General features: G+C 51.6%; 11 protein-coding genes and 1 tRNA gene. 6 read left to right on the top strand and 6 right to left on the bottom strand.

Annotation, left to right across the window (positions count from 1 at the left end):
* Positions 1–20: 20 nt before the first annotated feature.
* Genes HZB31_00175 through HZB31_00165 form a run of 3 tightly spaced genes read left to right on the top strand, consistent with a single transcriptional unit; the run spans position 21 to position 3922 of the window.
* The gene (locus HZB31_00175; GenBank protein ID MBI5846369.1) at positions 21–1592 is read left to right on the top strand and encodes a PAS domain S-box protein; all 1572 of its coding nucleotides are present in this window, start codon (positions 21–23) and stop codon (positions 1590–1592) included.
* Positions 1582–2943, top strand: a complete 1362-nt coding sequence (locus HZB31_00170; protein ID MBI5846368.1) for a sigma-54-dependent Fis family transcriptional regulator — start codon at positions 1582–1584, stop codon at positions 2941–2943. Before HZB31_00175 ends, HZB31_00170 begins: the two co-directional genes overlap by 11 nt.
* Positions 2944–2956: 13 nt before the next feature.
* Complete coding sequence (locus HZB31_00165) at positions 2957–3922, top strand: hypothetical protein (GenBank protein ID MBI5846367.1); 966 nt, start codon at positions 2957–2959, stop codon at positions 3920–3922.
* On the opposite strand, the gene fdhD is transcribed toward HZB31_00165, so the two are convergent.
* Positions 3917–4678: a formate dehydrogenase accessory sulfurtransferase FdhD gene (fdhD, locus tag HZB31_00160; GenBank protein MBI5846366.1), complete on the bottom strand. Its 762-nt coding sequence runs from the start codon at positions 4676–4678 to the stop codon at positions 3917–3919. The genes HZB31_00165 and fdhD overlap by 6 nt on opposite strands.
* Positions 4679–4758: 80 nt before the next feature.
* Between fdhD and HZB31_00155 the strand changes: the two genes are divergently transcribed.
* The 3 genes from HZB31_00155 (at position 4759) to HZB31_00145 (ending at position 8614) form a co-directional block, all read left to right on the top strand.
* Positions 4759–4835: transfer RNA gene (locus tag HZB31_00155), tRNA-Pro, on the top strand.
* A 238-nt stretch (positions 4836–5073) separates the two neighbouring features.
* The gene (locus HZB31_00150) at positions 5074–5913 is read left to right on the top strand and encodes a universal stress protein (GenBank protein MBI5846365.1); all 840 of its coding nucleotides are present in this window, start codon (positions 5074–5076) and stop codon (positions 5911–5913) included.
* A complete protein-coding gene (locus HZB31_00145) occupies positions 5903–8614 on the top strand; it encodes a cation-transporting P-type ATPase (protein MBI5846364.1) in 2712 nt (903 codons plus the stop codon). Before HZB31_00150 ends, HZB31_00145 begins: the two co-directional genes overlap by 11 nt.
* Here HZB31_00145 and HZB31_00140 read toward each other — a convergent pair.
* Genes HZB31_00140 through kdpB form a run of 5 tightly spaced genes read right to left on the bottom strand, consistent with a single transcriptional unit; the run spans position 8575 to position 15118 of the window.
* Complete coding sequence (locus HZB31_00140; GenBank protein ID MBI5846363.1) at positions 8575–9288, bottom strand: response regulator; 714 nt, start codon at positions 9286–9288, stop codon at positions 8575–8577. The two genes, HZB31_00145 and HZB31_00140, sit on opposite strands and share 40 nt — an antisense overlap.
* Before the next feature lie 10 nt (positions 9289–9298).
* Positions 9299–11980, bottom strand: coding sequence for a sensor histidine kinase KdpD (locus HZB31_00135; protein MBI5846362.1), 2682 nt, complete (start codon positions 11978–11980; stop codon positions 9299–9301).
* Between the two features lie 59 nt (positions 11981–12039).
* Positions 12040–12441 (bottom strand): hypothetical protein, encoded by a 402-nt coding sequence (locus HZB31_00130; protein ID MBI5846361.1) that lies wholly within the window; start codon positions 12439–12441, stop codon positions 12040–12042.
* An 11-nt stretch (positions 12442–12452) separates the two neighbouring features.
* A complete protein-coding gene (kdpC, locus tag HZB31_00125; protein MBI5846360.1) occupies positions 12453–13031 on the bottom strand; it encodes a potassium-transporting ATPase subunit KdpC in 579 nt (192 codons plus the stop codon).
* Between the two features lie 11 nt (positions 13032–13042).
* Positions 13043–15118, bottom strand: a complete 2076-nt coding sequence (gene kdpB / locus HZB31_00120; protein MBI5846359.1) for a potassium-transporting ATPase subunit KdpB — start codon at positions 15116–15118, stop codon at positions 13043–13045.
* Positions 15119–15121 lie beyond the last annotated feature (3 nt).

Genomic DNA, 15121 nt, shown 5'->3' with positions numbered 1-15121 from the left:
TCTGCATGGCAGATGCCGCCTTGCATCTACGACTCAAGGCCCTGATCGTATTCAGGGCCTTGTTTGTCAGCCTGCTTCTTGGCTCAGCCTTCATCTTTAAAATAGAATTTTTCCCGAACCCGCGCGCAATATCTTTTTTTATTATCTCCCTGTACGCACTGACAATCATCTATGTCCTGTTTATACGGCGGGTAAAAAAGATGATTCTCTTCGCCTACATCCAGCTTGTCCTCGATGTCTTTGCCGAGATTGCGCTGATCTATATAACCGGTGGGCTTGAGAGCTGGTTTTCCTTTACCCTGATCCTTACGGTAATGTCCTCAAGCATTGTGCTGAATCAGAAGGCCGGGTATATTATCGCAAGCATGAGCTGCATCCTGTATGGAGCCCTGCTCGATCTGCAATTTTACGGACTGATCCCGATTCCCTATGAAGGCAGCGTGCTCGAAAAACAGTTTCTCTATAATATTTTCATCCATACGATATCGTTTTATGTAACCGCCTATCTTGCGGGGTATCTCTCGTCACGGCTCGAAGAGACCGTAGAGAAGCTGGCGGAGAAGGACACTCATCTCAGAGACCTGGAACTTTTCAATATGAAGGTCATCGAGAGCTTGCCCAGTGGCCTTGTCACTACCGATATTGAGGGAAAGGTGCTTATCTTCAACAGGGCTGCAGAGCAGATTACCGGCATGGCAAAAAACGAGATTATCGGCAGCACCATAGAGAATGCCCTGCCATTTTTGAAGATTCCGATCCGGGAAGGACGACAGGACGGGATCTTGACCAGACAGAATCACGAGAAGAAGATCATCGGGATACATATTTCGATTCTGAGGGATATCAGCGGCAAGGAAACGGGATTCATCGGCATTTTTCAGGATCTGACTGCGTTGAAAGAACTTGAAAATGAAATGAAAAATAAGGAAAAATGGGCGGCAATCGGCGAACTATCCGCGAATATTGCACATGAGATCAGAAATCCTCTTGCTTCCCTTAGAGGATCCATCGAGATGCTCAGAGAAGGCAAGATTCCGGATAAGCACCGGGACAAGCTGATGGGCATTGCCATTAACGAGACAGAGAGACTGAACACTATCGTGACGGATTTCCTCACCTATTCAAGGCCCAAGCCGCTTGATATTCAGACCGTAGACCTGAATTCGCTTCTGAGGGATACGCTTGAGCTCCTTAGAAACAGAGCACAGAGCATGGGGGATATTATTGTCCGGCAGGAGTGTGAAGGGGAACTGCTGGTTTCTCTGGATCCGCTGAAGATAAGACAGGTTTTCTGGAACCTGGGCATCAACGCACTTGAGGCCATGGAAAAGGGTGGGGAACTTACGGTCTCCACAAAAGAGACCCGGGACAGGGTAGCGGTTATATTTTCTGATACAGGACCGGGAATGTCGAAGGATGATATTGAAAAGATCTTTTATCCCTTCCATACGACAAAAGAGCGGGGAACCGGACTTGGGTTGTCCATTGCCCACAGGATCGTGGAAGAGCATCAGGGGAATATTATGGTGCGGAGCAACCCTGGATCAGGGACAACCTTTGAGATTATACTACCGAGGACCTATGGAAAATAAGGGCAGAATTCTCATAGTCGAAGACGAAAAGAGCATGCGCGAGGTGCTGAAGATCCTTCTGGAGGACGAGGGGTATGAGATCCTTTCTGCCTCAGATGGTCAGGATGGCATCAGGAGGATACAGGAGGATATTTTCGATATCGTGATCACGGATATCAAGATGCCGAAGGCAGATGGTTTTGAAGTCCTCAAAAAAGTGAAGGAAATATCGCCCACCAGTATCGTAATCATGATCACGGCTTTTGGCACCACTGAATCGACGATCGAAGCAATGAAACTGGGGGCGTATGACTATATCCATAAGCCTTTCAAGATCGATGAAATCCGCCTTATCATCAATAAGGCTTTTGAGAAGAAGAGGCTCAGCGAGGAAATCTCTGTTCTCAGGGAGAAGGTACAGACTACCTATCGCATCGAGAACATCATCGGCAAAAGCCCCCGGATGCAGGAACTTTTCCGGCTCATTCCCAAAGTTGCCCAGAGCAGTTCTACGGTGCTGATTACCGGTGAAAGCGGCTGCGGCAAGGAGTTGGTTGCCGCAGCGCTGCATAACCTGAGCACAAGAAAGAACAAGAATTTTGTCACCATTAACTGCGCCACTTTTCCGGAAGGACTTCTTGAGACAGAGCTCTTTGGTCACGTAAAGGGTTCATTCACTGGGGCTGTCCAGAACAAGGAAGGGCTCTTCGAGATTGCGGACCAGGGGACGATCCTCCTTGACGAAATAGCTGAAATGCCGCTCTCCCTGCAGCCAAAGCTGTTGCGTGTCCTGGAAAATGGCACATTCAGGAGAGTAGGAGGTGTAGCTGACATCACCGTCGATGTCAGGGTCATATCCGCAACAAACAGGAATCTGTCAGACGCGATAGCCGCAGGGAGTTTCAGGGAGGACCTCTTCTATCGACTGAATGTTATCCCTCTGCAAATGCCCCCGCTCAGGGAACGGCCGGAGGATATCCCGCTTCTGCTGGATCATTTCTTCCGCAAATTTTCGGGAGGCGCAAAGAGGCTGTCTTCTGAGGCGCTCCGCATTCTCATGAAGTATCCCTGGAAGGGCAATGTGCGCGAACTTGAGAACATGGTCGAGCGGGTTGTCCTGCTGACAGAAGGGAATACGATCTTTCCTGACGACCTGCCCGAAGAATTTTTTACGGTAGCACGCAAAGAATCGGGGGTCCCTGATCTTGATGAGGAAGGCGTTGATCTTGAAAAGATCATCGAGGAGATTGAAAAGGGCTATCTCCTTAAGGCGTTGGCAAAATCCAATGGCAGCAAGACCGATGCGGCCAAGCTTCTCAATCTCACGTTCAGGTCATTCAGACACCGCTTATATAAATACGGGATAAAGTGATACAATAGTCCTGATGAAACTCGGCGAAGCATTAATCAAGAACAGTATCATCACCAGAGATCAGCTGAAAAAGGCTCTCGAACGACAGGTCATCTTCGGCGGCCGGATCGGGTCGAACATCATTGAACTCGGCTTTATCAAAGAAAATGAGATGCTTTCCTTCCTGAGTTCCTTTTTCAAAGTCCCTGCAGTCAAGGTGGCTGATCTGAATGCCATTGACCCAGAGGTAATAGCGACCATCACCGCTGAGTTTGCCGACAAATACAAGATCCTGCCGTTCAGGAAAGACCGCAACAGGCTGCATGCTGCAATGCTTGATCCGCGATCCCTGTCTACCGTTGACGAACTCCGTTTTCTTATTGGCCTTGATATTATCCCCTATGTCATTACAGAGCTGAGGCTTCTTTACTGCCTTGAGAAGTATTACGACCTCAAAAGGGATCTCCGTTACATCAGTGTTTTTGGCGGCGCGGATGCCCAGGAGGACAAGAAACCTGAGGACGCAGCTCAGCAGATCGTAAAGGTTAAAGAGCAGTTTGCTGCAGTTCGGGACAAGGAAGAGGTCATAGGCATACTCCTGAACGACACGAAGCCTGTTGCGTCAAGGGCCGCGGTTTTCCTCGTTAAGGGCAACGCAGTCTCCGGATGGAAGGCACGTGGTGTTGAAGTTGACCATTTTAATGTGCCTGCTGATGGGCAGTCTATATTCTCAGAAGTCCTCAGCAGGAAAACATACTATCGGGGTCCTCTCCTGAAGATACCCGGCAACGAATTGCTCATTGAACGGCTTAATGGAACGCCTCAGGACTGTTGCATGATGCCGGTTACGATCAGAGACAAGATTATCGGACTGCTCTATGTAGATAACGGAAACAGGTCGGTCCTCGATGCGGGGCTTGGGTACATACATAATCTTGTTGCCATGGCGGCAGTCAGTTTCGAGATTGTGATTCTCAGAAAAAAGCTCTTCGATCTATAGTCTTATTCTCTGCCTGCCCGTGTAGATATTCATTCTGTCGCCGCGTGCAAACCCGATAAGGGTTAGGCCGGACGATTCAGCGATATCAACGGAAAGGCTGGTAGGTGCTGCCCTGCTGCTGATAACCCGAATTCCGCAGCGTCCGCACTTCAGAACGATCTCCGAGGAGAGTCTGCCGCTTGCAAGCATGATTTTTCCGGGGAAAGGGATATCTTCAAGAAGAGCATACCCGATTACCTTGTCCACGGCATTATGCCTGCCGATATCTTCAGCAAAAAAGAGCATGCGCTGTCTGTCGGCAAGAGCTGCACTATGGACTCCGCCTGTTGCCTTGTATCCTTCAGATCTTTTTTGAAACTCATGGTACAGTCCCCTGATATCCTGGAGATCAAAGACCGCTGGGTCTGATATCCTTTCTGAGGGGAGCGCCCTGTTCAGGCTTATACCGCCGGCGCAGCCTGATGTGGTAATCTTTTCACCCTCAGCGATCGTGCCGCTTGCCGGTATATCTACATTGATCTCCTCGCCGTAGGTGATCGATATCCTCTCTGCGCACCATCCTCCCGAGATCAGGCCTTCATTGAAGACTACGCCGACGACAAACTCCCTGATCATCTGCGGGCTGCAGTAAAGGCTGAGAGCATGTCTGCCGTTTACCGATATCCTCACTTTTTTTTCAACGGCAACAAAATCCTCTACCTCTTCTACAGAAGCATCCCTGATCTTCACTATGTTGACTCTGCTCGATATGTCCATGTCTTTTTATGCCTTCAGCTATACCGTTGTTATGAGGCTTACTTGACAAGCGCAGGGCTTGCTTTCTATTATGTCATGTTCGGGGCGTAGCGCAGTCCGGTAGCGCACACGGTTCGGGACCGTGGGGTCGAAGGTTCAAATCCTTTCGCCCCGACCATTTTTCCCGTTGATTTTATTGAATTATTCTATCACACCATTGCTGAAAATAGGTGCGTTGGAAAGATAATTCACTTATCGATACACTGACTGGCCCTCATTGCGACAATAAGCAAAAACATTGTATCAGAAGTACCGGCCTCTTCGCCGCTATCTCGGACGCCATTATGTGTGAGCCAAATCGATCGATATCCCATCCGTTGCCTTGACGCCCTTTTGGTGGTATCCTGTGGCTAACCATGTATACGAATATCCTTGCTGCAGTCAATGAACATCTGAACTCCGAAGTTGCTGCGCGCTATGCCCTGCATCTGGCGAAGGCCTGCAACGCAAAGTTTTATATCTGTTTTGTTGCTGAAAAATGCATGTCGCAGCATAACTGCCGCTCAGCCGAGGATGCGGTAAAACGTCTCTTCAATGAGGCCATGGAACTGAATGTCCAGGCAGAGAGCATCGCAGAAATGGGCGACCCTGTTGCAGATATCAGGAAGATCGTTCAGCATGAGAATATCAGCATCGTTTTTGCAGCAACGCGGCGGGAAGACATCAAAAGAAGGTTTTATTCAGGAACCGTTGCGCGAAGCCTTTCCCTGAAACTTCCCTGCTCGGTAGCACTGGTTCGGGTTGTCCATTCGGGCAGGGTGCATCCCAGCAAAATCCTGGTGCCGCTCAAAGCCAAGATTGATCACGTATCTGAGCGCGCCTCTTTTGTCACACAGATGGCTCAGGCATTCAGCTCAAAGGTCATTGTCTTCCATGCGCCAAAGCCCCTGACAAAGTTCTTCCATGGTGAAATACATCTCACGCCTTTGCAATGGGAAGAGCGCACATCACATGACATTGCTCAGTTCATCAAATATCTGAAGCGGCATAATATCGGCCATGAGGGAAAGCTTCGGCCGGGACAGACTGCCCGGAATATTACGATAGAGGCGTTCGCAAAAAGACATGATCTGATAATCATGGGCGCAAGCGAGCGGAGTCTGTTTACTTCCCTGCTCAGGGGCAATCCTGTTGAAGAAGTGCTCAGAGAAACCCCCTGCGACCTGATCATCCTGAAACCACGGCATGAAGATTAACAGCCTTTCCCGGGAGGATGCCCTCAGGCAGCTTGTCAGTTCTGAAGCAGGTCTGTCAGAGGCTGAGGCAGCAAAGCGCCTCGCTGAAAGTGGCTTCAATGAGATCAGGGAGGTGCATAAAAGCCATCTCGCCCTGCGCTTTTTCGGCCAGTTCACGCATTTTCTTGCAATCCTGCTATGGGTCGGTGCCGGCCTGGGGTTCCTTTCCGACTATCTCCATCCGGGTGAGGGCATGGCTATGCTCGGTTTTGCTATTGTCGGTGTTATCGTTATCAATGCCATCTTTACCTTCATCCAGGAATATCGCGCAGAAAAAGCCCTCGAGGCGCTAAAGAAACTTCTTCCTTTCCAGGTAAGGATCATGCGGGAAGGAAAGGAAAAACAGGTCCATTCCAGGGAGGTCGTGCCGGGCGACATTGCCTTTTTTTCCGAAGGAGACAGAATACCGGCTGATGCACGGCTGATCGAAAGCTCCATGCTCAAAGTGAATAACGCCGCCTTAACGGGCGAGTCAGAGGCGAGCCTCAGAGACCATAAGCCTTTTGAGGGAGAACTGCTGGATAGTCCCAATATTGTCTTTGCCGGGACTACCGTAACAAGTGGCTCAGGCAAGGGACTGGTATTTGCAACCGGCATGAGCACAGAGTTCGGAAGAATTGCCCATCTCACCAGCGCCGTCGAATCTGGCCTCAGCCCGCTTCAGAAAGAGATCATCAAGGTCACCCGCTTCATCGCAGTCATGGCAACGGTAATGGGAGGCACACTTTTTCTGATGGGTCATTTGATGGGACGGTCTTTCTGGGAAAACTTTATTTTTACCATAGGACTAATTGTTGCTAACGTGCCTGAGGGGTTGCTTCCAACAGTTACACTTGCCCTGGTCATGGGAAGCAGGCGGTTGGCAAAAAAAAATGCCTTGATAAAAAACCTGACTTCTGTAGAAACCCTCGGATCAGTTACGGTCATCTGCACGGACAAGACCGGAACGCTGACCCAGAACAGGATGACTGCAGCAAAGATATGGACAGATAACAGGGTCATTGAGGCAAAAAACCATAGGCCAAAGACTACAGACGTTCTGCTACAGGCAGCGTTCCTCTGTAATAATGCCCGTTATGCGGACAATGCGTATAAGGGCGATCCTACAGAAACCGCTCTCCTGAGGCTTGCACGAGAGAGCATCGGCGATGTTGACGCAGAACGCATCGCGGAGATACCGTTTGACTCTGACCGCAAGAGGATGACCACACTGAACAGGATCAAAGACAAAGAATACGTGTACACAAAAGGCGCCATGGAAAGCATGCTTCCTTTATGCAACAGCTTCCTGCTCAATGGCGCGAAGCAGAAGATGGACGAGCCGTTTCGCACGCAGGCAATGGAGGCATACCATCAACTCATGGACAGCGGCCTGCGCGTTCTTGCGTTTGCGTATAAGGAGGGCACAGGGCAAATGGCTGAAGGTAAGGGGTCTGTTCCCCAACCCCCAGTCCCTAACCCTCAGTCTCTTGAATCTGATCTCATCTTCCTCGGTCTTATCGGGCTTGAGGACCCGCCGCGTCCCGAAGTGCCTGACGCTTTGAAAAAATGTCATGGTGCAGGGATCAGGGTGATCATGATCACCGGCGATGGCAGCAGAACTGCTGTCGCAATAGCACGGGAAATCGGTCTGGTAACAGGAGAGCCGGTCGTAGTAGAAGGGGCTGAGTTTGTCACGATCAATGACAATGAGCTGCGGGAAAAGCTCTCGGCAAAGGAGATCATCTTTGCGCGTATGACGCCCAAGCACAAGATGCGGGTTGTCTCGATCCTGAAAGAGCAGGGAGAGCGGGTTGCTGTAACCGGCGATGGCGTCAATGATGCGCCGGCGCTCAAGAAGGCTGATATCGGCATCGCTATGGGTATCTCAGGAACAGATGTTGCGAAAGAAGCTGCTGACCTGATACTCCTGGATGACAATTTTGCAACCATTGTTTCTGCCGTCGAGGAAGGAAGGACCGTCTTTGAAAATATCAGAAAATTCATTACCTACATTTTTGCACACGGCACGCCTGAGGCTGTTCCGTATATTCTTTTCGCGCTTTTTAAAATTCCCCTTCCGCTCACCGTTATGCAGATTCTTGCAATTGATCTTGGCACTGAAACAATTCCGGCACTGGCACTTGGCATTGAGCCCCCGGAGTCAAATGTCATGAAAAATCCGCCGAGGCCTCAGGGGGAAAGCCTTATCGATCTGAATGTCCTCTTAAGGGGATACGTATTCCTCGGGCTGATCAGTTCAATCGGCGTACTCTTTGTATATTTTATGGTTCTTCTGCAGGGCGGCTGGCACTGGGGGATGGCACTGCCTATAGACAGCATGTTGACCCGGCAGGCATCTACAGCCACCTTTTTAGGGATTGTGATTATGCAGATAGGCACCGTCTTTGCGTGCAGAACGCAGAGTGAATCCGTATTCAAAAGGGGTATCTTCAGCAACAGAATGATCCTCTGGGGCATTGCAGCAGAGATACTTCTCAGCGCCTTCATCATCTATCATCCCTGGGGCAACAGAATATTTGCCACTGCCCCGCTTGGAGCAGACATATGGCTCATCCTGATACCGTTCATGCTTCTGGTCTTTTTTGCAGACGAGGCAAGGAAAGCAGTCACGCGGCACAGTCATCTGCTTAGTTCATCAAAATCTACCTTTAGCCTGTAACCAATCCCCGGCTCGTTGATGAAAAACCGCGGCCGCGCAGGATCAATCTCCAGCTTATGGCGGAGCTGTGCCATATAGATGCGCAGATAATGGCTCTGGTCCACATATGCAGGGCCCCAGACCTCTTTCATGAGCTGGCTATGGGTCATTACTTTTCCGGCATGCTTTATCAGCGTTGTAAGGAGCCTGTACTCAATAGGTGTCAGATGTATTTCCCTGTCATCGAGCAGGACCTGCCTCTTCAGAAGATCGACCTTGAGGTTGTCGAGAACAAAAACTGATTCTTCTTCACCATGTTGCGTCGCCGTATGACGGAGTGCCACGCGAATTCTGGCCAAAAGTTCGCCTGCGCCAAAGGGCTTGGTCAGATAGTCGTCTGCGCCCGCGTCAAGAGCTTTGATCTTATCTTCTTCCTGTTCCCGCGCAGAAATAACAATGATCGGAATCTGGGTCCATTCCCGAAGCCTCTTTGTGACCTCCAGCCCGTCGATGTCAGGCAGACCGAGGTCCAGCAATATAACATCCGGATTACGCGTTGCTGCCTGCGTCAGACCTTCCTGTCCCGAAGCTGTCTCAATGAGCCGGTACCCGTATCCCTGGAGCGTAATCCGGAGAAAACGGCGCATCTGAGGCTCGTCCTCGATCAGAAGTATTAATCCCTTATCCTCGGCCATCTGGCTTATCTTATTCCTTTTCCGTCAACGGCTGTTCCCCGCCCAACGGAAGAGTGAACCTGAACGCTGCACCGCCACCGATTCGATTTTCAGCCCATATACTGCCGCCGTGGGCAGCTACAATTGCCCGACAGATTGCCAATCCGAGCCCGATGCCGCCGCCAGGGGACGAGCCGCGCACGAACTTTTCAAAGATATGTTCTTCGCCTCCCTGAGGCAGCCCCGGGCCTCTGTCGGCGAGTTCTATTGTAACGTCAGACTCCCCGACAGACGCCGAAATCTCAAGCGGTGTCCCGGAAGGAGTATATTTGAGCACATTGTCGAACAGGTTCATTAGGACCTGTTCGATCAGCAGGGGATCAAAGGGGACCAGCGGCAGGTCCCCCGGAAGCGCGACTGCAACATGGCGATCTTTCAGCCTTTCGGTGAGCCGGTTCAGCACAACCCCCACAATCTCCTCCAGGGACTGCCATTCTTTCTTTATGGTTATCGCCCTGGATTCAAGGCGTGTCATATCCAGCACATTGCGGATGATCTGGTTCAGGTGGTCCGCTTCTTCAGCAATGGTCTGTGTAAGCTCCTGCCGATTGTGCTGGTCCAGGACCGCATCCTGCTGAAGCAGGGTAGTTGCAGCGCCCGTAATCGCTGCAAGCGGCGTCCTGATGTCATGTGAAACCGAGCTGAGCATGGTGTTGCGCAGCGTCTCTTTCTCTGCCCTCAGAAGTGCCTGCTGCGCTTCTTCAGAGAGGAAGGCGCGTTCAATAGCCATTGCTGCCTGATTTGCAAAACTCTCCAGGGCATGAATCTGCTCCTGATCAAAGAAGCTCTGTGGCGAATTGGGAAGAACGCCTATTATCCCTACTGTTTTTGATGCGGCCACAAGCGGCACATACAGTGCGCGAGAGCCGGCCAGCGTGTCTGTTCCGAGGCCTGCATTCTGACGGTGATCAAAAGTCCATTGGGCCACACTCTGTTCTTTATCATCAAGCGCAAACGTGTCAGGACCTGTTACGGGGATGACAAGCTTTCCGCGCTCATCGGGCACAAGTATGATCACGCGGCTCGAGAATACCTCGCTGATATGTTTGATCGCAATGGCGCTCAGCTTTTCAATGCCGCGTTCATGTACGAACTTGCGGCTGAGGCTGTACATTGCGGCTGTCCTCTTTTCCCTCTGCCGGGAGGCATTTGCCTGGTCCCTGATCCGGTGTGTCAGCCGGCTTATAATAAACGCTATCGTAAACATGACGACAAAGGTCACGATATAACGGACATCACCCACCGCAAAGGTGTAGTACGGCGGAATGAAAAAAAAGTCAAAGGCAGCCACACTGAAAAGTGCTGCAATAAGGGACGGGCCGCGGTCTGTCCTCCCTGCTACGATCACAACGCCAAGAAGATAGACCATGGCAAGGTCAACGACTTCGAAATAGGGGGCCATAAGAAAAGACAGGCCTGTGCAGGCCCCGACAACACCAAGGCTGAAGAGCCACTCCTTAGGTTTGGGCTTAGCGCGTCCCGGTTTGGCAGTGACACCCTTTATCGGTTCACCTGAATCGCCGGATATGACATAAACCTCGATATCGCCGCTGCCACGCACCAGTTCGTCGAGCATTGACCCAAACAGCTTGTCCTTCCAGCGCGGATGCGTAGGTTTGCCGGTGATGATCTTGGTGACATTCCGGTAACGGGCGTAGGTCAGGATCTCATCGCTGGCCTTAGGCCCGGAGAGCGTAACGGTTTCTGCCCCGAGGCTTTCAGCCAATTGCATATGCTCTGCAAGCTGTTTCAGGTCGCTTTCAGACGGCCTGACCTTGTGAGGGGCCTCTACATAGACAGCGAGCCATTCAGCACGAAGGCCGGCAGCCATGCGTTTTGCAGCACGAATCAGTCTGATCGACCGGGGGTTCGGTCCGATGCATACAAGCAGTCTTTCCGCAGCAGGCCAGACTTCCTTTACGCCCTTGACTTCCCGATAGCTCTGCATCTGCTCGTCGACACGTTCGGCAGTGCGGCGAAGCGCAAGTTCCCTCAACGCAAGAAGGTTGCCCTTCCTGAAAAAGTTCTGTCGTGCCTGGGCCGCAAGCTCCGGTACATAGACCTTGCCGTCTTTCAGCCGCTGCAGCAGATCGTCAGGCGGAAGATCAACAAGCTCGATTTCATCAGCCCTGTCGAGCAGAAAATCCGGAACGGTTTCGTGTACGTTTATACCTGTGATCTGGGCAACGACGTCATTCAGGCTTTCGAGATGTTGCACATTAATAGTGGTATATACATTGATGCCTGCGCCAAGAAGTTCGTATACGTCCTGCCAACGCTTTTTGTGACGTGAGCCCGGGGCGTTGGTATGGGCCAGCTCATCCATCAGAATTATCTCAGGTTTGCGCTTCAGGGCCGTATCAATGTCGAATTCCGACAACACTGCACCACGGTATTCGACAGGATGGCGGGGGATCAGTTCGAGACCTGCAAGGAGTGCTTCAGTCTCTTTCCGCTTATGGGTCTCGACAACACCAACTGCAATGTCAACACCCTCTGCCAGCTTCTGCTGGGCAGCACTCAGCATGGCATAGGTCTTGCCAACACCAGGGGCAGCGCCAAAGAATATCTTCAGCTGCCCTTCGCGCCGACGCTCCTCTTCCTGCTGGACCTTTGCCAGGAGGAGATCGGGATCAGGTCTTCGTTCTTCCATGCTCAGCTACCATTGCTGTTGTATTGTCGCATTTCTTTCGCAAGCGGGCAACTGTAGCCTTACTTGCATACTCCTGCCGAGATCACGAGGCATGATACTTTGTCCTTTTTGGCGATGTCATCGGGCCTGATCTCCCCTGCAAAGACTTCTCCCTTGATATAGGTATCCCCGACAAAAGAGACCACCCTGATGAGCCCAATCGGCACCACTTCGCAGGACGGCGTTATCCGGCTGACTGCAAGAGTATCATTGATACGGATGGTCTTCTTAACATCCTCAGTGCCGCTATGGAAGAGATACACCACATCTCCTTTCACAAACTTGTCATGCCTGTCCTCGCGGTGATACAGCTGGCCAGGATATGAAACTGCAAACGCAGCAAGAGGCATGGCAACTGACATCAAAAGAAGACATACGGCAATTATTCTGCACCATCCTGCTTTTTCGGCATTTCTATTCATCTGACACCTCATTATTTCTGCCCGAGTTCATCGAGCGCAAGATTCAGTTTGAGCACATTCACCACGGGTTCTCCCATAATTCCGAACAGTCTAGCTTCTGTATTTGCAGCAACAAGTGCCCGCAAGGTGGTCTCATCCATTCCCCGCAGTCTTGCCACCCTCTGCACCTGATATACGGCGGCCGCAGGGCTGATATGCGGATCAAGCCCGCTGCCGGAAGCAGTAACCAGGTCTGCAGGAACCGAGGCAGGGGCCTGAGGATCAGCAGCCTTCAGAAAGGTTATGCGGCCTTTGGCATTAGCCAGCAGGGCCGGGTTGGACTGCGACAGGTTAGAGCCGGAAGAAGCCGCTGCATTATAGGGAAACGGCGCGGTTGCAGAGAGTCTTCCCCAAAAATAGCTTGGGTCGTCAAAGGGCTGGCCGATAAGAGCAGATCCGATCACCCTTCCGTCCTTCTTGATAATACTCCCGTTGGCCTGGGAGGGGAAGAGCAGTTGAGCAATGCCGGTCACTCCAAGGGGATATATCACTCCTGTTATTACCGTAAAGACAAACAGGGAAACTATTGCAGGTCGTATTATATTCATCATAGTATCTCTCCTTACGCCATATGTAAAAAGGTGAGGATTATATCAATCAGTTTGATACCGACAAACGGGACGACCAGACCTCCAAGGCCATAAACAAGAAGGTTGTTGCGCAGCACTACACCGGCCCCCATGGGTCGATAGGCAACACCGCGCAAAGCCAGCGGGATCAGCGCAATAATGATCAAGGCGTTGAAAATGACTGCAGACATGATTGCGCTCTGCGGCGTCGAAAGTCCCATGATGTTGAGCGCTCCTAACTGCGGATATATGGCAAGAAACGCCGCTGGCAGGATCGCAAAATATTTCGCAACATCATTGGCAATACTGAAGGTTGTGAGCGTGCCGCGCGTCATCAACAACTGCTTGCCGATCTCGACAACCTCGATCAGTTTTGTGGGGTTGGAGTCCAGATCAACCATATTGCCCGCCTCTTTTGCTGCCTGGGTTCCGGTATTCATGGCAACAGCCACATCAGCCTGGGCAAGCGCCGGAGCATCATTGGTGCCGTCACCGGTCATGGCCACAAGCCTGCCTCCTGCCTGGTGTTCACGGATGAGCTTCAGTTTGGCCTCTGGTGTCGCCTGTGCCAGAAAGTCATCCACCCCTGCCTCGGCTGCAATGGCAGCAGCGGTAAGCGGATTGTCACCCGTGATCATGATCGTCTTGATACCCATGCGCCGCAGCTCTGCAAAGCGCTCCTTAATACCGCCCTTGACAATGTCATTGAGCCGGATAGTGCCGAGTACTTTTTTGCCTTCAGCAACCACCAGAGGAGTGCCGCCCTTGCGGGCTATTTCATCGACCGTTGACTTGACGTCAGCGGGAAAGGTTCCTCCCTGCTGGCTGACATATTCCTTTATCGCATCTGCTGCACCCTTCCGAATCTCCCTGTCTCCGAGATTTACACCGCTCATTCTGGTATGCGCTGAAAAAGGGATAAGCGTTGCGTTGAGGGCAGTAATGTCACGTTCTCGGAAACCGAACTTTTCCTTTGCCAGTATGACAATGCTCCGGCCCTCAGGAGTTTCATCTGCTAACGATGATAACTGGGCGGCATCTGCTAATGCCTTGCCGTCAACCCCCGATGCAGGGATAAATGCTGTTGCCTGCCTGTTGCCTAACGTGATAGTACCGGTCTTGTCAAGGAGGAGCACGTCCACATCACCTGCCGCTTCAACTGCACGGCCTGACATGGCAATGACATTGGCCTGGATCATCCTGTCCATACCTGCAATGCCGATGGCAGAGAGAAGCCCGCCGATGGTTGTCGGGATAAGACAGACGAGCAGCGATACAAGCACGGTAATCGATGGCGGACTTCCCTGGCCTGCAGCCTTTACGCTGAACAGGGAAAAGGGAAGCAGAGTGACCGTTGCAAGCAAAAAAATTATGGTAAGGCCGGCAAGCAGTATATCAAGTGCAATCTCATTCGGTGTCTTCTGTCGCTTTGCTCCTTCGACCATCGAGATCATCCTGTCGAGGAAGGTCTCTCCGGGGTTTGCGGTGATCCTGATCACGAGCCAGTCTGACAGCACCTGGGTGCCGCCGGTAACAGCTGATCTGTCACCGCCACTCTCCCTGATGACCGGAGCGCTCTCTCCGGTTATGGCGCTTTCGTTTACTGAAGCCACACCCGCCACAACCTCACCGTCACCCGGGATGATGTCTCCCGCCTCAGCAAGGACATGGTCGCCTTTTTTCAGCTGAGGAGACGGGATAGTTTCGATTGACGCCTCCCTTTCGGGCTTTAAAAGCCTCTTCGCCTGAATATCTTTTCGCGAACCTCTAAGCGCATCTGCCTGGGCCTTGCCCCTGCCTTCTGCTACAGACTCGGCAAAATTTGCAAAGAGAACGGTGGCCCAAAGCCATAGGGAGATCGAGAGGATAAACCACGGAGACTCGGGCCCAGGCACAAAGAGGGCATGTACAAAAAGAAGCGTTGTCAGGACGCTTCCCGCCTCGACCACAAACATGACCGGGTTTCGGAACTGGTTTTTCGGATTTAGTTTTAGAAGTGAATCTTTCAGCGCACGCTGTATGATCTTTGCTTCAAAAAGCGCATGCTGTTTCTTATTATGGGTCGTCATTGC

The organism is Nitrospirota bacterium (assembly GCA_016235245.1).
GTDB lineage: Bacteria > Nitrospirota > Thermodesulfovibrionia > Thermodesulfovibrionales > UBA6898 > UBA6898.
This window is presented reverse-complemented; position numbering and strand designations above follow the sequence as displayed.